The 13,658-nt window shown below is 62.4% G+C and carries 14 protein-coding genes and 2 tRNA genes; 9 read left to right on the forward strand and 7 right to left on the reverse strand.

Going from position 1 to position 13,658, the window contains the following annotated elements; genetic code table 11:
• Window positions 1-457 precede the first annotated feature (457 nt).
• The gene (gene ltrA, locus E8F20_RS20870; protein ID WP_280283042.1) at window positions 458-1,753 is read left to right on the forward strand and encodes a group II intron reverse transcriptase/maturase; all 1,296 of its coding nucleotides are present in this window, start codon (window positions 458-460) and stop codon (window positions 1,751-1,753) included.
• A gap of 117 nt (window positions 1,754-1,870) precedes the next feature.
• On the opposite strand, the gene E8F20_RS20875 is transcribed toward ltrA, so the two are convergent.
• The gene (locus E8F20_RS20875; RefSeq protein ID WP_280285447.1) at window positions 1,871-2,638 is read right to left on the reverse strand and encodes a class III extradiol ring-cleavage dioxygenase; all 768 of its coding nucleotides are present in this window, start codon (window positions 2,636-2,638) and stop codon (window positions 1,871-1,873) included.
• A 99-nt stretch (window positions 2,639-2,737) separates the two neighbouring features.
• Here E8F20_RS20875 and E8F20_RS20880 point away from each other — a divergent pair, with 99 nt between their 5' ends.
• Window positions 2,738-3,394 carry a thiopurine S-methyltransferase gene (locus E8F20_RS20880; RefSeq protein WP_280285448.1) on the forward strand — a complete coding sequence of 219 codons (657 nt, stop codon included), beginning with the start codon at window positions 2,738-2,740 and terminating at the stop codon, window positions 3,392-3,394.
• 151 nt (window positions 3,395-3,545) lie between these two features.
• Here the strand turns inward: E8F20_RS20880 and htpX are convergent, their stop codons facing one another.
• The 3 genes from htpX to E8F20_RS20895 all read right to left on the reverse strand — a co-directional run bounded on the left by htpX (window position 3,546) and on the right by E8F20_RS20895 (window position 6,176).
• Window positions 3,546-4,418, reverse strand: a complete 873-nt coding sequence (htpX, locus tag E8F20_RS20885; protein WP_028627273.1) for a protease HtpX — start codon at window positions 4,416-4,418, stop codon at window positions 3,546-3,548.
• Window positions 4,419-4,520: 102 nt separating this feature from the next.
• Window positions 4,521-4,958: a hypothetical protein gene (locus tag E8F20_RS20890; RefSeq protein ID WP_280285449.1), complete on the reverse strand. Its 438-nt coding sequence runs from the start codon at window positions 4,956-4,958 to the stop codon at window positions 4,521-4,523.
• A 6-nt stretch (window positions 4,959-4,964) separates the two neighbouring features.
• A complete protein-coding gene (locus tag E8F20_RS20895) occupies window positions 4,965-6,176 on the reverse strand; it encodes a pyridoxal phosphate-dependent aminotransferase (RefSeq protein WP_028627275.1) in 1,212 nt (403 codons plus the stop codon).
• Between the two features lie 175 nt (window positions 6,177-6,351).
• Between E8F20_RS20895 and msrB the strand changes: the two genes are divergently transcribed.
• The 3 genes from msrB to E8F20_RS20910 all read left to right on the forward strand — a co-directional run bounded on the left by msrB (window position 6,352) and on the right by E8F20_RS20910 (window position 7,812).
• The gene (msrB, locus tag E8F20_RS20900; protein ID WP_028627276.1) at window positions 6,352-6,744 is read left to right on the forward strand and encodes a peptide-methionine (R)-S-oxide reductase MsrB; all 393 of its coding nucleotides are present in this window, start codon (window positions 6,352-6,354) and stop codon (window positions 6,742-6,744) included.
• A gap of 118 nt (window positions 6,745-6,862) precedes the next feature.
• Entirely contained in the window at window positions 6,863-7,348 is a 486-nt protein-coding gene (locus E8F20_RS20905) for a glutathione peroxidase (protein ID WP_280285450.1), read from the forward strand.
• Window positions 7,345-7,812: a MarR family transcriptional regulator gene (locus tag E8F20_RS20910; RefSeq protein ID WP_280285451.1), complete on the forward strand. Its 468-nt coding sequence runs from the start codon at window positions 7,345-7,347 to the stop codon at window positions 7,810-7,812. The genes E8F20_RS20905 and E8F20_RS20910 overlap by 4 nt, the downstream gene beginning before the upstream one ends.
• On the opposite strand, the gene E8F20_RS20915 is transcribed toward E8F20_RS20910, so the two are convergent.
• Window positions 7,793-10,120: a response regulator gene (locus E8F20_RS20915; RefSeq protein WP_280285452.1), complete on the reverse strand. Its 2,328-nt coding sequence runs from the start codon at window positions 10,118-10,120 to the stop codon at window positions 7,793-7,795. The genes E8F20_RS20910 and E8F20_RS20915 overlap by 20 nt on opposite strands.
• A 99-nt stretch (window positions 10,121-10,219) precedes the next feature.
• Between E8F20_RS20915 and E8F20_RS20920 the strand changes: the two genes are divergently transcribed.
• Together E8F20_RS20920 and E8F20_RS20925 are read left to right on the forward strand one after the other, a co-directional pair.
• Window positions 10,220-11,110, forward strand: coding sequence for an ATP-binding protein (locus E8F20_RS20920; RefSeq protein WP_280285453.1), 891 nt, complete (start codon window positions 10,220-10,222; stop codon window positions 11,108-11,110).
• Complete coding sequence (locus tag E8F20_RS20925; protein WP_280285454.1) at window positions 11,107-11,589, forward strand: GAF domain-containing protein; 483 nt, start codon at window positions 11,107-11,109, stop codon at window positions 11,587-11,589. Before E8F20_RS20920 ends, E8F20_RS20925 begins: the two co-directional genes overlap by 4 nt.
• Before the next feature lie 64 nt (window positions 11,590-11,653).
• Here the strand turns inward: E8F20_RS20925 and E8F20_RS20930 are convergent, their stop codons facing one another.
• Window positions 11,654-12,316, reverse strand: a complete 663-nt coding sequence (locus E8F20_RS20930; protein WP_280285455.1) for a glutathione S-transferase family protein — start codon at window positions 12,314-12,316, stop codon at window positions 11,654-11,656.
• A gap of 23 nt (window positions 12,317-12,339) precedes the next feature.
• The gene (locus E8F20_RS20935) at window positions 12,340-13,110 is read right to left on the reverse strand and encodes a hypothetical protein (RefSeq protein ID WP_280285456.1); all 771 of its coding nucleotides are present in this window, start codon (window positions 13,108-13,110) and stop codon (window positions 12,340-12,342) included.
• 232 nt (window positions 13,111-13,342) lie between these two features.
• Between E8F20_RS20935 and E8F20_RS20940 the strand changes: the two genes are divergently transcribed.
• Both E8F20_RS20940 and E8F20_RS20945 read left to right on the forward strand, forming a co-directional pair.
• Window positions 13,343-13,418 (forward strand) — tRNA-Glu (locus E8F20_RS20940).
• A 15-nt stretch (window positions 13,419-13,433) separates the two neighbouring features.
• Window positions 13,434-13,509 (forward strand) — tRNA-Gly (locus E8F20_RS20945).
• The last annotated feature ends 149 nt before the right edge of the window (window positions 13,510-13,658 follow it).

Consider the following 13,658-nt stretch of genomic DNA (forward strand, 5'->3'; position numbering starts at 1 on the left):
TTTGGTGCGCCCAGCATGGGCGCAATCTTGTGGGTGAGAGTCCCGCCGTGAGTTGACCACAGCGAACGAAGTGAAGCGCAACTGCATGAGGGCGACCAAGTGTGGGGAGGAAGCGTGGAGCGAAGCCGCGAGCCGATGAACAAGAACCGGATACAAGGCGATGCCGACCAGGGCGAGCGGGCCAAAAGCCGCGAAGCCCTCGTGGTCAAAGGGCGGCGGCGTAGATCCGGCGGTTGTGCGGTGAAGGATTGCGTCCTTACCTGGGGAGATCTCGCCTTGTGCCTGAAAGGGCGACGGCGGCAGCCGGAGCGAGAAGTCAGCAGAGGCCGTAGTAGTAGTTTTTTTTTCGACGAAGGGCCGAACGAGAGAGAGCGCCGGAGGCCATCTTGATGCGACATGACCGGAAGTCAGATGCCCGCCAAACGCGGGGCGGACGCAGACGAGAAGCGGTGAAACCGTGAATCGCTCCGTCAGCGACGAGGCATGGCGCCCGCAAGGTGATCCCGAAAGCGCAGGGCAAGGGCTGCTGCAACGCGCCTTTGCGAGAGGCAACCTGCAACGCGCCTGGAAACGAGTCAAGGCTAACAAGGGGGCGGCGGGTGTCGACGGTCTGGATATTGAGCAGACGGCCGAGCACCTGCTGACCGAGTGGGCCGGGATTCGCCATCAGCTGCTGTCAGGGGCGTATCGGCCCAGCCCGGTACGCCGCGTGGTGATTCCCAAGCCCGATGGTGGCGAACGCGAGCTGGGTATTCCGACGGTCACCGACCGGCTGATCCAGCAAGCGCTGCTGCAAGTCTTGCAGCCGCTCCTCGATCCCACCTTCAGTGAACACAGCTACGGTTTCCGTCCGGGTCGTAACGCCCACGGCGCGATTCTCGCGGCGCAGCGTTATGTCGCGTCAGGACGGCGGATCGTGGTGGATGTGGACCTGGAGAAGTTCTTCGACCGGGTCGATCACGACATCCTGATTGATCGTTTGAGCCAACGGATAGCGGACCGGCCGGTAATCCGGCTGGTCCGCGCCTATCTGGATGCTGGAACGCTAAAGGCTGACGTGATCGAGAAAAGCCGCTGCGGGGCGCCGCAAGGCGGCCCGCTGTCGCCGTTGCTGGCGAATGTGCTGCTGGACGAAGTGGATCGGGAGCTGGAGCGAAGAGGCCACTGTTTCGTGCGCTACGCCGATGATGCGAACGTCTACGTCCGCAGTCAAAAGGCAGGTGAACGCGTGATGGCCTGGCTGAAGCGTCTGTATGGACGGCTGCACTTGAGCGTCAACGAGAGCAAGAGTGCGGTGGCGAGTGCGTTTGGCCGCAAGTTCCTCGGTTATGCCCTCTGGCTGGCCCCGAATGACGAGGTGCGCCGCGGGGTGTCGATGAAGGCGCGGGAAACGCTCAAGCAACGGGTCAGGCAACTGACCCGCCGGTCCGGTGGCTGTAGTTTGGCTGATGTGGCCGGGAAACTGCGCAGCTACCTCCTGGGATGGAAAGGGTATTTCGGGTTGGCACAAACCCCTCGAATCTGGCGAGCGCTGGACGAGTGGATACGCCGCCGCCTGCGTGCCCTTCACCTCAAGCACTGGCGCCATGGCAAGACGACCTACCGGGAGCTACTCCGCCTTGGAGCCAGTCCCCAGGTGGCGCAATCGGTGGCAGCACTGAGCCGCCGCTGGTGGCATAACAGCCTCTCCGCTGTGCACCGCGTGCTGACGATTGCCTACTTTGACCGTCTCGGCGTGCCGCGCCTCTCCTAACCTCAATCTCTCGAACCGCCCGGTGCGGACCCGCATGCCGGGTGGTGTGGCAGGGGAGCGGCCTGCGAAGGCCGCCCCCTATGCCGATTGGTGCGCGTCCTCGTGCTGAGATGCTGCTCAATCGAAGCGGTAAATATCCATCCCCAGCGCCCCCAGGGTGAATCCTCTGTGCACCAGGCTAAATTGTTCGCCGGCGCCTCGGGCGAAATAGAGCGGTAGCAGGTGTTCGTCCCGTGGGTGATTGCGCACAGCGTAGGGGGCCTGGCGGCGGTAGTCGTGGAGCCCGGCTTCGTCGTTGGCCTCAAGGCGCTCTACCATCCAGTCGCGAAATTCCTTGGCCCAGGGCGTAACGACTTCCGGACCGGCGCGCCAGTCAAGTTCGCCCAGGTTGTGGGTGATGCTGCCGGAGCCGATCAGCAGGATGCCCCGTTGGCGCAGGCCGGCCAGCGCCTGGCCGACGCGGGTCTGGAAGGCCGGGCCGAGTCGACTGGGAAGTGATAATTGGACCACCGGTACATCGGCCTGCGGATACATCAGCGACAGCGGTACCCAGGTGCCGTGATCAAGAGGGCGTTCCGCGTCGATGCCTGCGGGAAGGCCTGCCTCGGTCAGCATACCGGCGATTTTCTCAGCCAGTTCGGGCGCGCCGGGCGCCGGGTACTGCACGGCGTAGAGTGGCGGCGGGAACCCATGGAAGTCGTGCCAGGTTTCCGGGTGCGCATTACCGCTAAGCAGCAACTGATTGCTTTCCCAGTGGGCGGAAACCACCAGGATCGCTTGGGGGCGTGGCAGTGCTTCGGCCAGAGCCTTGAGCGCCGGGCCGCTTTCGCCCGGCTCCAGGGCGAGCATGGGGGAGCCGTGGGAGATGTAAAGGCTGGGTAGCATTTCGGATTTCCTCCGGTAGGATTCCGGCATCATCCGGGCTGGATGTATCGACTTCCAGCATAAATTTTTGGGCTATTTGATCGAATTGATGGAGGACTCATGGACGAACAATTCTGGCAGGCGCGCTGGGCGCAGAACCAGATCGGCTTCCACCTGCGCGAAGTGAATTCTTATCTGGAACGTTACTGGCCGCGCCTCGGACTGCAACAGGGGTGCCAGGTGCTGGTGCCGCTCTGTGGCAAGACCCTGGATCTGGTCTGGTTGGCAGGGCAGGGCCATCGGGTGCTGGGCGTAGAACTGGCCGAGCGTGCGGTGGAGGATTTCTTCGCCGAGCAGGGGTTGGTGCCCGAGGTGTCGCAGCAGGGCGTGTTGCGCCGCTACAGCGCGGGCGCCATCGAGATTCTTCAGGGCGATTTCTTCGCCGTCACCCCTGATGATGTCGCCCAGTGCCAGGCGCTTTACGATCGCGCTGCACTGATCGCACTGCCGCCCGCCATGCGTGATGAGTACGTGGCTCATCTGCAAAATATCCTTCCGGCCCGCTGCGAAGGGCTGATGGTCACGCTGGACTACGAGCAGGCGCGCCTGGAAGGGCCGCCGTTTTCGGTGCCCGAAGCCGAAGTACGCAGGCATCTGGAGGGCGGCTGGGAAGTGGAGATGCTGGAGCGTTGCGACGTATTGGAGAAAAACTGGAAGTTCGCTTCACGCGGCCTGGATGGCCTGCATGAACCCGTGTTCCGTCTGAAACGGCGCTGAGGGGTATTCGTCTGCGGCAGGACGGATGTGACTGGCGTTGAGGTTCGTAGGATGGCGTAGAGCGAAGCGAAACCCATCAAGGCCCAGCATCGCCGGCTACAAAGGCAAAAAAAGGGCGGCCAGTTGGCCGCCCAAGTCAGTGTGATTCGTTTCAGCCGCGGCGGCGCAGGGCCTCGATGCGGTCTTCCAGCGGCGGGTGACTCATCAGCAGGCCGGCAAGGCCGTGCTTCAGGCCACCGTTGATGCCGAAGGCAGTCAGGCTGTCGGGCATCTGCACCGGCACACCTTGTTCGGCGCGCAGGCGCTGCAGGGCACCGATCATGGCATTGGTGCCGGCCAGGTTGGCGCCGGCTTCGTCAGCGCGGAACTCGCGGCGGCGCGAGAACCACATGACGATGATGCTGGCGAGGATGCCCAGGACCAGTTCGGCGAAGATCGTCGCGACGAAGTAGCCGATACCCGGGCCTTCTTCGTTCTTCAGGATCACCTTGTCGACGAAGTTGCCGAAGATGCGCGCGAAGAACATCACGAAGGTGTTCACCACGCCCTGGACCAGCGCCAGGGTGACCATGTCGCCGTTGGCCACATGGCCGATCTCGTGGGCGAGTACGGCCTTCACTTCGTCAGGGGAGAAGCGTTCCAGCAGGCCCTGGCTTACGGCGACCAGTGCGTCGTTCTTGTTCCAGCCGGTCGCAAAGGCGTTGGCCTCGTAAGCCGGGAAAATGCCGACTTCAGGCATCTTGATGCCGGCTTCGCGGGACAGCTGCTCGACGGTCTGCAGCAGCCACTGCTCGTGGCGGGTACGCGGCTGGGTGATGATTTCGGTACCGGTGCTCATCTTCGCCATCCACTTGGAGATGAACAGCGAAATCAGGGAACCGGCGAAGCCGAACACGGCGCAGTAGACCAGTAGGCTGCCGTAGTTCTGGCCGGTGAAGCGGTCTACCCCGAGCAGCTTCAGCGTGATGCTGGCAATCACCAGGACTGCAAGGTTTGTGGCCAGGAACAACAGAATGCGCATCATGATTGGAACAGTCTCCTCACGGCGGAAAGCGTTTTGGTATGCGGGGTATATAAGGGGCGGCCCTGGCGTATTCAACCAGGGACTATTTCAAACTATGTCGCCTTAGGTGTCGGCTCTGCTTTCGAAGATTAGCCGAGTCAGGCATACGAGGCGTTCGCTATCGGCGCTGCGAAGGGCGCCGCGCAATTGCTGCGCAAGACTGGCTCGGACCCGCAGGATGCTGGGAGGCAGGGCTTCCGGGTTGGCCAGCTCGGCGGGTACCGCGCGGGACAGCCGGAGAAAACCTTTTTCGGTCAGGACCGCCTGGTCCAGCGCCTCGAAGTGGATGGTGCTGTCGAAGCGCAGGTAGCCCTCGTCTGCGAGCCAGAGAAGTGCGCCCAGGCAGCTTTCGTGGCGCTTGCTGGGCAGACCGAACTCATCCGGTTCCGACGGGCCGATCAGATCCTCCACATACAGCGCCACGCGCCGCGGGAAGACCTGATACAGCTGAAGCAGGCCGCTGGCGCAGTCCTTGTAGAAGTCGTCGATCTGCAGATCCATGGGCGTTTATTGGCGGTACGACTTGAGGAAGTTACCGATGCGGCCGATGGCCTGCTCAAGGTCGTCGACGCGGGGCAGCGTGACTACGCGGAAGTGGTCCGGCCAGGGCCAGTTGAAGGCGGTGCCCTGGACGATCAGCAGTTTTTCGGAGAGCAGAAGGTCGAGAACGAATTTTTCGTCGTTGTGGATCGGGCAGACCTTCGGGTCGATCTTCGGGAAGGCGTAGAGCGCACCCATGGGTTTCACGCAACTGACGCCAGGGATGTCGTTGAGCAGTTCCCAGGCACGGTTTCGCTGCTCCAGCAGGCGGCCGTTAGGCAGCACCAGGTCGTTGATGCTCTGGTAGCCGCCGAGTGCGGTCTGGATCGCATGCTGGCTCGGTACGTTGGCGCACAGGCGCATGTTGGCCAGGATATCGATGCCTTCGATATAGCTCTGGGCCTTCTGTTTCGGGCCGGAAATGGCCACCCAGCCAGAACGGAAGCCGGCCACTCGGTAGGACTTTGAGAGACCGTTGAAGGTCAGGCAGAGCACGTCCGGCGCGAGAGAGGCGGTGGAGATGTGCACGGCCTCGTCGTAGAGGATCTTGTCGTAGATTTCATCGGAGAAGATCACCAGGTTGTGCTGGCGTGCCAGCTCCACCATGCCTTCCAGGACTTCCTTGGAGTACACGGCGCCAGTGGGGTTGTTCGGGTTGATAATCACCATGGCCTTGGTGTTCGGGGTGATCTTGGCCTTGATGTCTTCCAGGTCTGGCCACCAATTGGCCTGTTCGTCGCACAGGTAGTGCACCGGCTTGCCGCCGGCCAGGCTCACCGAGGCGGTCCAGAGCGGGTAGTCCGGTGCCGGGATCAGGACTTCGTCGCCGTTGTTCAACAGGGCCTGCATGCACATCACGATCAGCTCGGACACGCCGTTGCCGAGGTAGATGTCTTCGATGCCTACGCCTTCCACCTGCTTCTGCTGGTAGTACTGCATCACCGCCTTGCGGGCGCTGAACAAGCCCTTTGAGTCGCTGTAGCCTTGGGCGGTGGGCAGGTTGCGGATCACGTCCTGGAGGATTTCCTCCGGGGCTTCGAAACCGAACGGCGCCGGGTTGCCGATGTTCAGCTTGAGGATGCGGTGGCCTTCCTCTTCCAGGCGTTTGGCGTGCTTGAGCACCGGTCCGCGGATGTCGTAGCAGACGTTGGCGAGCTTGTTCGATTTGCTGACCTGCATGATGCGTTACTGTCCCGAGGTGAAAAAAGTCGCGCCGGGGCGACGGGGATCGATGCGCCTTGGCAGCCTGTAACGCCGCTGCCAGACTGGCGTCTGATGAATCGCGCATGATACGTGCGGCCCGATGGCCCGAAAAGGTCGGGACCGGGCTTTTTTACCCCTTTCGAGGACTGCCATGGACAAGCTTGAAAAACCCCTTGAAACCTGGCGCGAGGAGCTTTCCGACGCCCAGTTCCACGTATGCCGCCTCGGCGGCACGGAGCGTGCCTTCACTGGCGAGTACTACGCCACCAAGACGCCGGGCATCTACCATTGTTCCTGCTGTGGGGAAGCTCTGTTCGACTCCGATGCCAAGTACGACTCCGGCAGCGGCTGGCCAAGCTATTTCCAGCCGGTGAGCGAAGGCGTCATTGCCGAGCGTGAGGACTTCAGCCACGGCATGCACCGTATCGAAGTGCGCTGCGCCCGCTGCGATTCCCACCTGGGGCATGTCTTCCCCGATGGGCCGCGCCCCACTGGCCTGCGTTATTGCATCAACTCGCTGTCGCTGAAGCTCGAACCGCGCTGAGCCGGGCTATTCGAGAGGGCTCGCCCGTAGGCGGGCCTTTTCATGGAAAAATTAGATTGCACGCAATTTAATTGAGAGCTATTTTTTGGCTGTTCTCTTCCCCACACAGGCCTTGACCATGAGCGACAAGATTCTTGATATCCCCGTGACCACCATCAAAGGCGAGCAGAAAACCCTTTCGGACTTCGGTGGCAAGGCCCTGCTGGTGGTCAACACGGCCAGCAAGTGCGGCTTCACTCCGCAGTACAAGGGGTTGGAGAGTCTTTGGCAGCAATACAAGGACAAGGGGTTGGTGGTGCTGGGCTTCCCCTGCAACCAGTTCGGCAAGCAGGAGCCGGGTGACGAGGGCGCGATCAGCGAGTTCTGCGAACTGAACTTCGGCGTCAGCTTCCCGCTGTTCAAGAAGATCGATGTGAACGGTGCCAGCGCCCACCCACTCTACGTGCAGCTGAAGCAGCGCGCTCCAGGCCTGCTGGGTAGCCAGGGCATCAAGTGGAACTTCACCAAGTTCCTGATCAGCCAGGACGGCCGGCAGATCAAGCGTTTCGCGCCCACCACCAAGCCGGAAGAAATCAGCGCCGAGATCGAAGCCTTGCTGAAATGACCACCCCGATGATCGAACCCGAGCTGCTGCTGGATAATCAGCTCTGCTTCAAGCTCTACGCAGCGTCGCGCGCGGTGATTCGCGGCTATCGACCGCTGCTGGAGCCGCTTGGCCTGACCTACCCGCAGTATTTGGCCATGCTGGTGCTCTGGGAGTGGCACGCGCGGCCGCCAGAGCAGCCCACAGTCAAGGCCCTGGGCGAGCGCCTGTTGTTGGACTCCGGCACGCTCACGCCTTTACTGAAGCGGCTGGAGCAGCTCGGCCTGGTGCGTCGTCAGCGTGCAGCCCATGACGAGCGCGAAGTGCATCTGGCACTGACGGAGGACGGTGCCGCCTTGCGAAGCAAGGTGGTGCCGCTGCGCAATGAGCTGATCTGCGCCAGTGGCCTGGATCTCAACGAAATGGCCGAGCTGCGTGCGCGCCTTGGCGAACTGTTGGGTCAGCTCATGGGGTTGCCTGAGTAGCCGGCAGCCAAGTGTCGAGAAGGGTCACCAGTTCTTCGCGACGGAAGGGTTTGGCCAGGTAGTCGTCCATGCCGGCGGCGCGGCAGCGTTCGCGCTCGTCCGGTAGGGCATTGGCCGTCAGGGCAATGATCGGCAGGTCTGGCCAGCGCCCGCTCTGACGTATACGTCGGGTGGCTTCGTACCCGTCCATCACTGGCATATTGCAGTCCATCAGCACCAGGTCAACGGCCGTTTGTTCCAGTCGGCTCAGCGCCTCGGCGCCGTGACCCGCCAACAGGACCTCGCAGCCCAGCTTGGCCAGCATGCCCTTGGCTACCAACTGGTTCACCGCGTTGTCTTCGACGAGCAGCACTCGCGCATGTCGCTGCTGCGGTTCTGTCCTTTCCGGCGCGAGAGCGGGTGCGGCCTCAGGGAGTTTCAGCAGCACCCGTTGCAGCGCCTGATGGAGGGCTGCACGAGAAAGCGGGCGGGCCAATTGATGCAGCGGCGTCAGGGTCGCTGCACGCGGCGGAGGCAGGAAGCTGCCGTAACCCGTCACCAGCAGGATGGGCACCTGAGCAACACGGCGCACATTCTCCAGGCAATCCGGGTTGTCGCTGATCAGCACATCGGCTCGAACGTCACTGAGGTCGGCGTCCTGGTCGCGCCGCTCGAATTCCAAGCCCCAGAGCGGGAGCCAGATACCCAGCATTTCGGCCAGGCCGCTTTTGGCACTGCACAGTGCAATGGCCTTGCCTTTCAACTGCGCGCGCGGCTCCGGCGGGCTGTGCTCCACCAGTGGTAGCTCGGCGCTGAACAGGCTGCCGAGGCCTTCCTGGGACTTGACGTCCAGCTCACCCTGCATCGCTTCGCAGAGGTGGCGGGTGAGCGCCAGGCCGAGGCCGGTGCCGCCGAATTGCCGGGTGATGCCTGCACTGCCCTGGGAGAAGGGTTGGAACAGTTTGGGCAAGGCATCGGCGGAGATGCCAATGCCGGTGTCACGAACCGTGATCAGCACACCGCCGGGGCTTGGTTCGGCGCGCAGGTCGACACGTCCCAAGCGGGTGAACTTGAGTGCGTTGGACAGCAGGTTGCTGATCACTTGGCGTACTCGCGTTGGGTCGCCCACCACCAACGATGGCAATTGCGGGTCGATCAGGCAGGTCAGTTCGACACCGGGGGCGGTGTTCTGCGAGAGCAGGTTGGCCGTGTCTTCCAGCAGGGTGCCCAGGTCGAAGGGGATCTGCTCCAGCTCCAGTTGGCCTGCCTCGAACTTGGACAGGTCAAGGATGTCGTTGAGCAATTCCACGAGCACGCTGCCCGAGTCATGGGCGATCTGCAGCTGGCGCTGTTGCTCGTTGTTCAGGGGGCCATCGAGGGCCAGGTCGAGCATGCCCAGCAGGCCGTTGAGGGGGGTACGGATTTCGTGGCTCATGTTGGCGAGGAATGCGGCCCTGGCCTTTGCCATCTCCAGGGCGGTGCCGCGCGCCACCTCCAGTTCCTGGTTGTAGCGGCTGAGGCGGCTATTGGCGGCCTTCAGCTCGGCGGTGCGCGCTGAAACGATGTTCTCCAGTTCGGCCAGGTACTGGTTCAGTCGTTGGTCTGCTTCCCGGCGTTGCTGCATCTCGGTGGCCAGGCTGGCCAGTTGGCGGTTGATGACTTCCACCAGCACGCCGATCTCGTCCTGCTCATGGCCGGGCGGGCAGGGCAGCTTGGCATCCGGTGAGGCACGTGGATCGCGCTCGCTGAGGCCGCGGATCAGCTCAACCAGCGGCTTGGTCAGCATGCTGTAGAAGAGCACCAGGAGGATCAGCGAGAGCAGCAGACTGCGCACGAAGCCGCTGAGCAGGGTGATCATGGCGCGACGCAGGAAGTGGTTGCCGAAGGCGAAGGTGTCCACCTCCAGGCGCAGTACGCCAAGGGTCTCATTGGGCGCGTGGACGATATAGAGCGGGTCTTCGAACTCGCGCCGTTCACCGAACAGGTAATCGCTGAAGATGCGGAAATCGCTCTCTGCACGCGGCCGGCTGACGCTGGACAGCACGGCGCCGTTGTTGTCGATGATCTCGGCGCGGATTACCGCAGGCGAGCGCAGCAGGCCGAGTACGAGTTCCTGGGCCAGTTCGGCGTCGATGTTGTAGGCGATCCGCGCGGCGGGGCTGTGGGAGATTTCGAGAAGGGCCTTGATCTCCCGGTCGATGGTCTCGTTCTCGTTGAGATAGTCGCTGGCGACCTGGATGGCGCTGAGTACGGTGCCGAGTAGAAACGCCACCAGCACCGTCAGGCTGGCCTGCTTGAACGACAGCCGTTGTGTCAGCGGAATATCCATGGGGGCGCGGGAATTGGCCTTGTTCCGAGGGCTTGCCAAGCATAGCCTATCCGGTCTGCCGACAGCGCCTGGTGACTGCGGCTGAGCAAGGAGTTGAACGTGGATTCCCGTCTGTTTGAGTTTCTCGAGCGCGCCGATGCGGTGCTGGCCCGCCTCGAACCCCTGTTGCCGGCGCCTCGTCCGGTCATCGATTGGCAGAAAAGCCTGGCGGCGCGCTGGCATCGCGATGGCCGCAGCGGCTACCTGCAGCCTCTGGACGTGAGCCTGGACCTGTCCCTGGCGGATCTGATCGGCGTCGACAAGCAACGTGAGCAACTGGCCGGCAACACCCGTCAGTTCGTCGATGGCCTGCCGGCCAACCATGCGCTGCTCTGGGGCGCCCGCGGCACTGGCAAGTCCTCGCTGGTTCGCGCGTTGCTGGCTGAGCACGCTGATGCGGGGCTGCGCCTGATCGAGATCGAGCGCGACCACCTGGCCGACCTGCCTCGCGTGGTGGAGCTACTGGCCAGCCTGCCGCAGCGCTTCGTGCTGTTTTGCGATGACCTGTCCTTCGAGGCGGGTGAGGGCGACTATCGCGTGCTGAAGAGCGTGCTGGACGGTTCCCTGGAACGCGCTCCAGACAACGTGCTGCTCTATGCGACCTCCAATCGCCGTCATCTGGTACCCGAGAAGCAGAGCGACAACGAGCACTGGCAGATGGTCGATGGTGAGCTGCACCCCAACGAAGCTGTGGAGGACAAGATCGCCCTGTCCGATCGATTCGGCCTTTGGTTGTCCTTCTATCCGTTCACCCAGGATCATTTCCTTGCTGTGGTACGCCACTGGGTCGGCGTCCTGGCCGAACCGGCCGCGCTGAACTGGGAATGGTCCGAGGAGTTGGAAAAGCTGGCGATTCGCTGGGCCTTGGGGCGTGGCAATCGCAACGGTCGCTGCGCCTACCAGTTCGCCCGCCACTGGGTCGGGCTCGCTTTGCTGGAGTCGTCCAAATGATCGATCTGCAACAGGCCGGCGCCGGTCTTTCCGGCTATTCCATGCTGGCCGCCCAACTGGAATCCCTGCTGGCTGACGAGCGCGATTTCATCGCCAACAGCGCACAGTTCTCCGCGTTCCTCTTCAATGAGTTGCCGGACCTGAACTGGGCGGGTTTTTATCTCAACCGCAATGAAGAGCTGGTCCTCGGTCCGTTCCAGGGCAAGGTGGCCTGTGTGCGTATCCCCTTCGGCAGGGGCGTGTGCGGTGCCGCAGCGCGCACCCTGGAAACCCAGCGGGTGGAGGATGTGCGCGCCTTCCCCGGCCATATCGCCTGCGACAGCGCCTCCAACAGTGAGCTGGTGGTGCCTCTGGTCAAGGATGGTCGCCTGATTGGTGTGCTCGACCTGGACAGCCCAAAACTGGCGCGTTTCAAGGAAGAGGACCAGGCCGGTATCGAGCAGCTCGCAGCGATATTCCTGCGCCTGACCGATTGCTGACCGTACCGCAATGAAAAAGCCCGGACGTGTCCGGGCTTTTTCATGTTCGCCGGGTTCGGGGTTGTCAGGCCCTGCCTGCCAGCTTGGCGAGGATCTTCTGTTCTCCCGGCAATACTGCCTGCACTGACTCCCGTGCGGCGATGCGTTCGTAGTGCGCGGCCAAGCGCGGCCAGCGTTCGGCATCCAGACGCTCGCCGCCGTGTTCCATATTGATCATTTGGGTGGCGAAGGCGAGGTCGGCCATGGACAGGCGCTCACCGACGAAGTACGCCGCGTTGCCCAAGGTCTTCTCCAGGTAGTCGAAGTGTGGCGGCAGCCTGTCGACCAGTGCGGCCTGGACCGTGGCTTCGTCACAAGCCTGGCCCATGAACGGCTTCAGGGTGCGGTTGCGGAACACGCCGAAGGTAGCCAGGGGTGCTAATTCATAGTCGGAATATTTCTCCAGCCAGCGCACCCGCGCGCCTTCCTGGGCGTCACGGCCATAGAGTGGGGTGAGCTCGGGATGTTTTTCTTCCAGGTACTGGCAGATCACGCTCGAGTCGGCGAGGGACATGTCGCCGTCACGCAGGGCCGGGATGCGGCCCAGGGGGCTCAGTTCGCGAAACCAGGCCGGCTGGCTGAAGGGCGAAATGATCTCCAGCTGATAGTCCAGGCCCTTTTCCAGCAAGTAGAGACGCACCTTGCGAACGAAAGGAGAGAGCGGGGCGCCATAGAGGGTCAGGCTCATCGGGAGGTCCTCGTCTGAGCGGATCAGTCGTAGATGTTCTTCTTCTTCCAGATGTCGTCGTCATCCAGTGACTTCAGACCTTCAGTCAGTTCGCTTGGTTCGTCGGCACTGGGCTGGGCGTTCTCCAGCACCATGGCATTGGCCCGGGCGAGCTGGGCCTTCATCTGTTGCAAGCGATCCTGGTAGCGGGCGGGGTCAGGTTGCTTCTGCAGGTACTGGACGCCGCGTTCAAAGGCCAGGCGGGCCTGGCGTGGCTGGTTTTCCTGTACGGCCTGGAGCCCGAGGTTGGTGAAGAACTCCACATGCAATTGCACCAGCAAGTCGCGGATTACCTTGACCCAGTGCTTTGCATCATTGGCGGGCAGTTGGCCATCCTGGGCGGCACGGGTGATCTGGCCGTGGAGGCTTTCCAGTTGGAAGCGGATTTCCTTGGCCTTGGCTTCGGTGAGGATCTTTTGCGGCGGATTGTTCACCGGGATGGATTCGCCCTGTCCGGCCAGCGCGCGAAGCTGCTCGACACGTGTCTTGAGAGCGTTGTCGCCCTTGTCCACTTGAAGCAGGCGTTCGCTGAGCTGCAACTGCAGGCGAGTCAGCAGCAGCTTGAGATCAGGGGAGAGCATCTGGCCGGGGAGGGTTTCGGAAAGGTCGGCGCAGCGGCGGATACGGTCCGTGAGGTCGGCCTTGAGGCGGGCCTTCTCCAGCTTGCTGTTCTCCACCAGGTGATTCACGTAGCCAATGGCGATAAGGATGACGATACCGACAACGATCAACAGGGTGATCACAAGTGGCGACATCTTCGGGGCTCCGGCGTGCTTATTAGGGTGCGGCTGAGTGTAGAGGCTTGACTCCAGCGCTCATAGAGGTGGATCAAATTTTGAGCAGAAGTCTTTGATTTTAAAAAGTTTTTGATAGAGGGTTGACGGGTGTTCAAAGCCTCCCTAGAATGCGCGCCACTTCGACGCGATGCCCACGGCAACGCAGCGAAGCCGGAAGTAAGCGTCAAAGCTGTTGTAAGCTCCGGGCCGCGTCCCCTTCGTCTAGTGGCCTAGGACACCGCCCTTTCACGGCGGTAACAGGGGTTCGAGTCCCCTAGGGGACGCCACTTTCAAAGTTGTATGCGGGAATAGCTCAGTTGGTAGAGCACGACCTTGCCAAGGTCGGGGTCGCGAGTTCGAGTCTCGTTTCCCGCTCCAGATTCAAGAAGCAGGGCCAATGCTTTGCTTGCCCAAGCCCGAAAGGGTTGAGGGACGCACCAAACGGTGCAGGCTGTAATAGTTGCATGCGGGAATAGCTCAGTTGGTAGAGCACGACCTTGCCAAGGTCGGGGTCGCGAGTTCGAGTC

The organism is Pseudomonas sp. BN415, assembly GCF_029871195.1.
Lineage (GTDB): Bacteria > Pseudomonadota > Gammaproteobacteria > Pseudomonadales > Pseudomonadaceae > Metapseudomonas > Metapseudomonas resinovorans.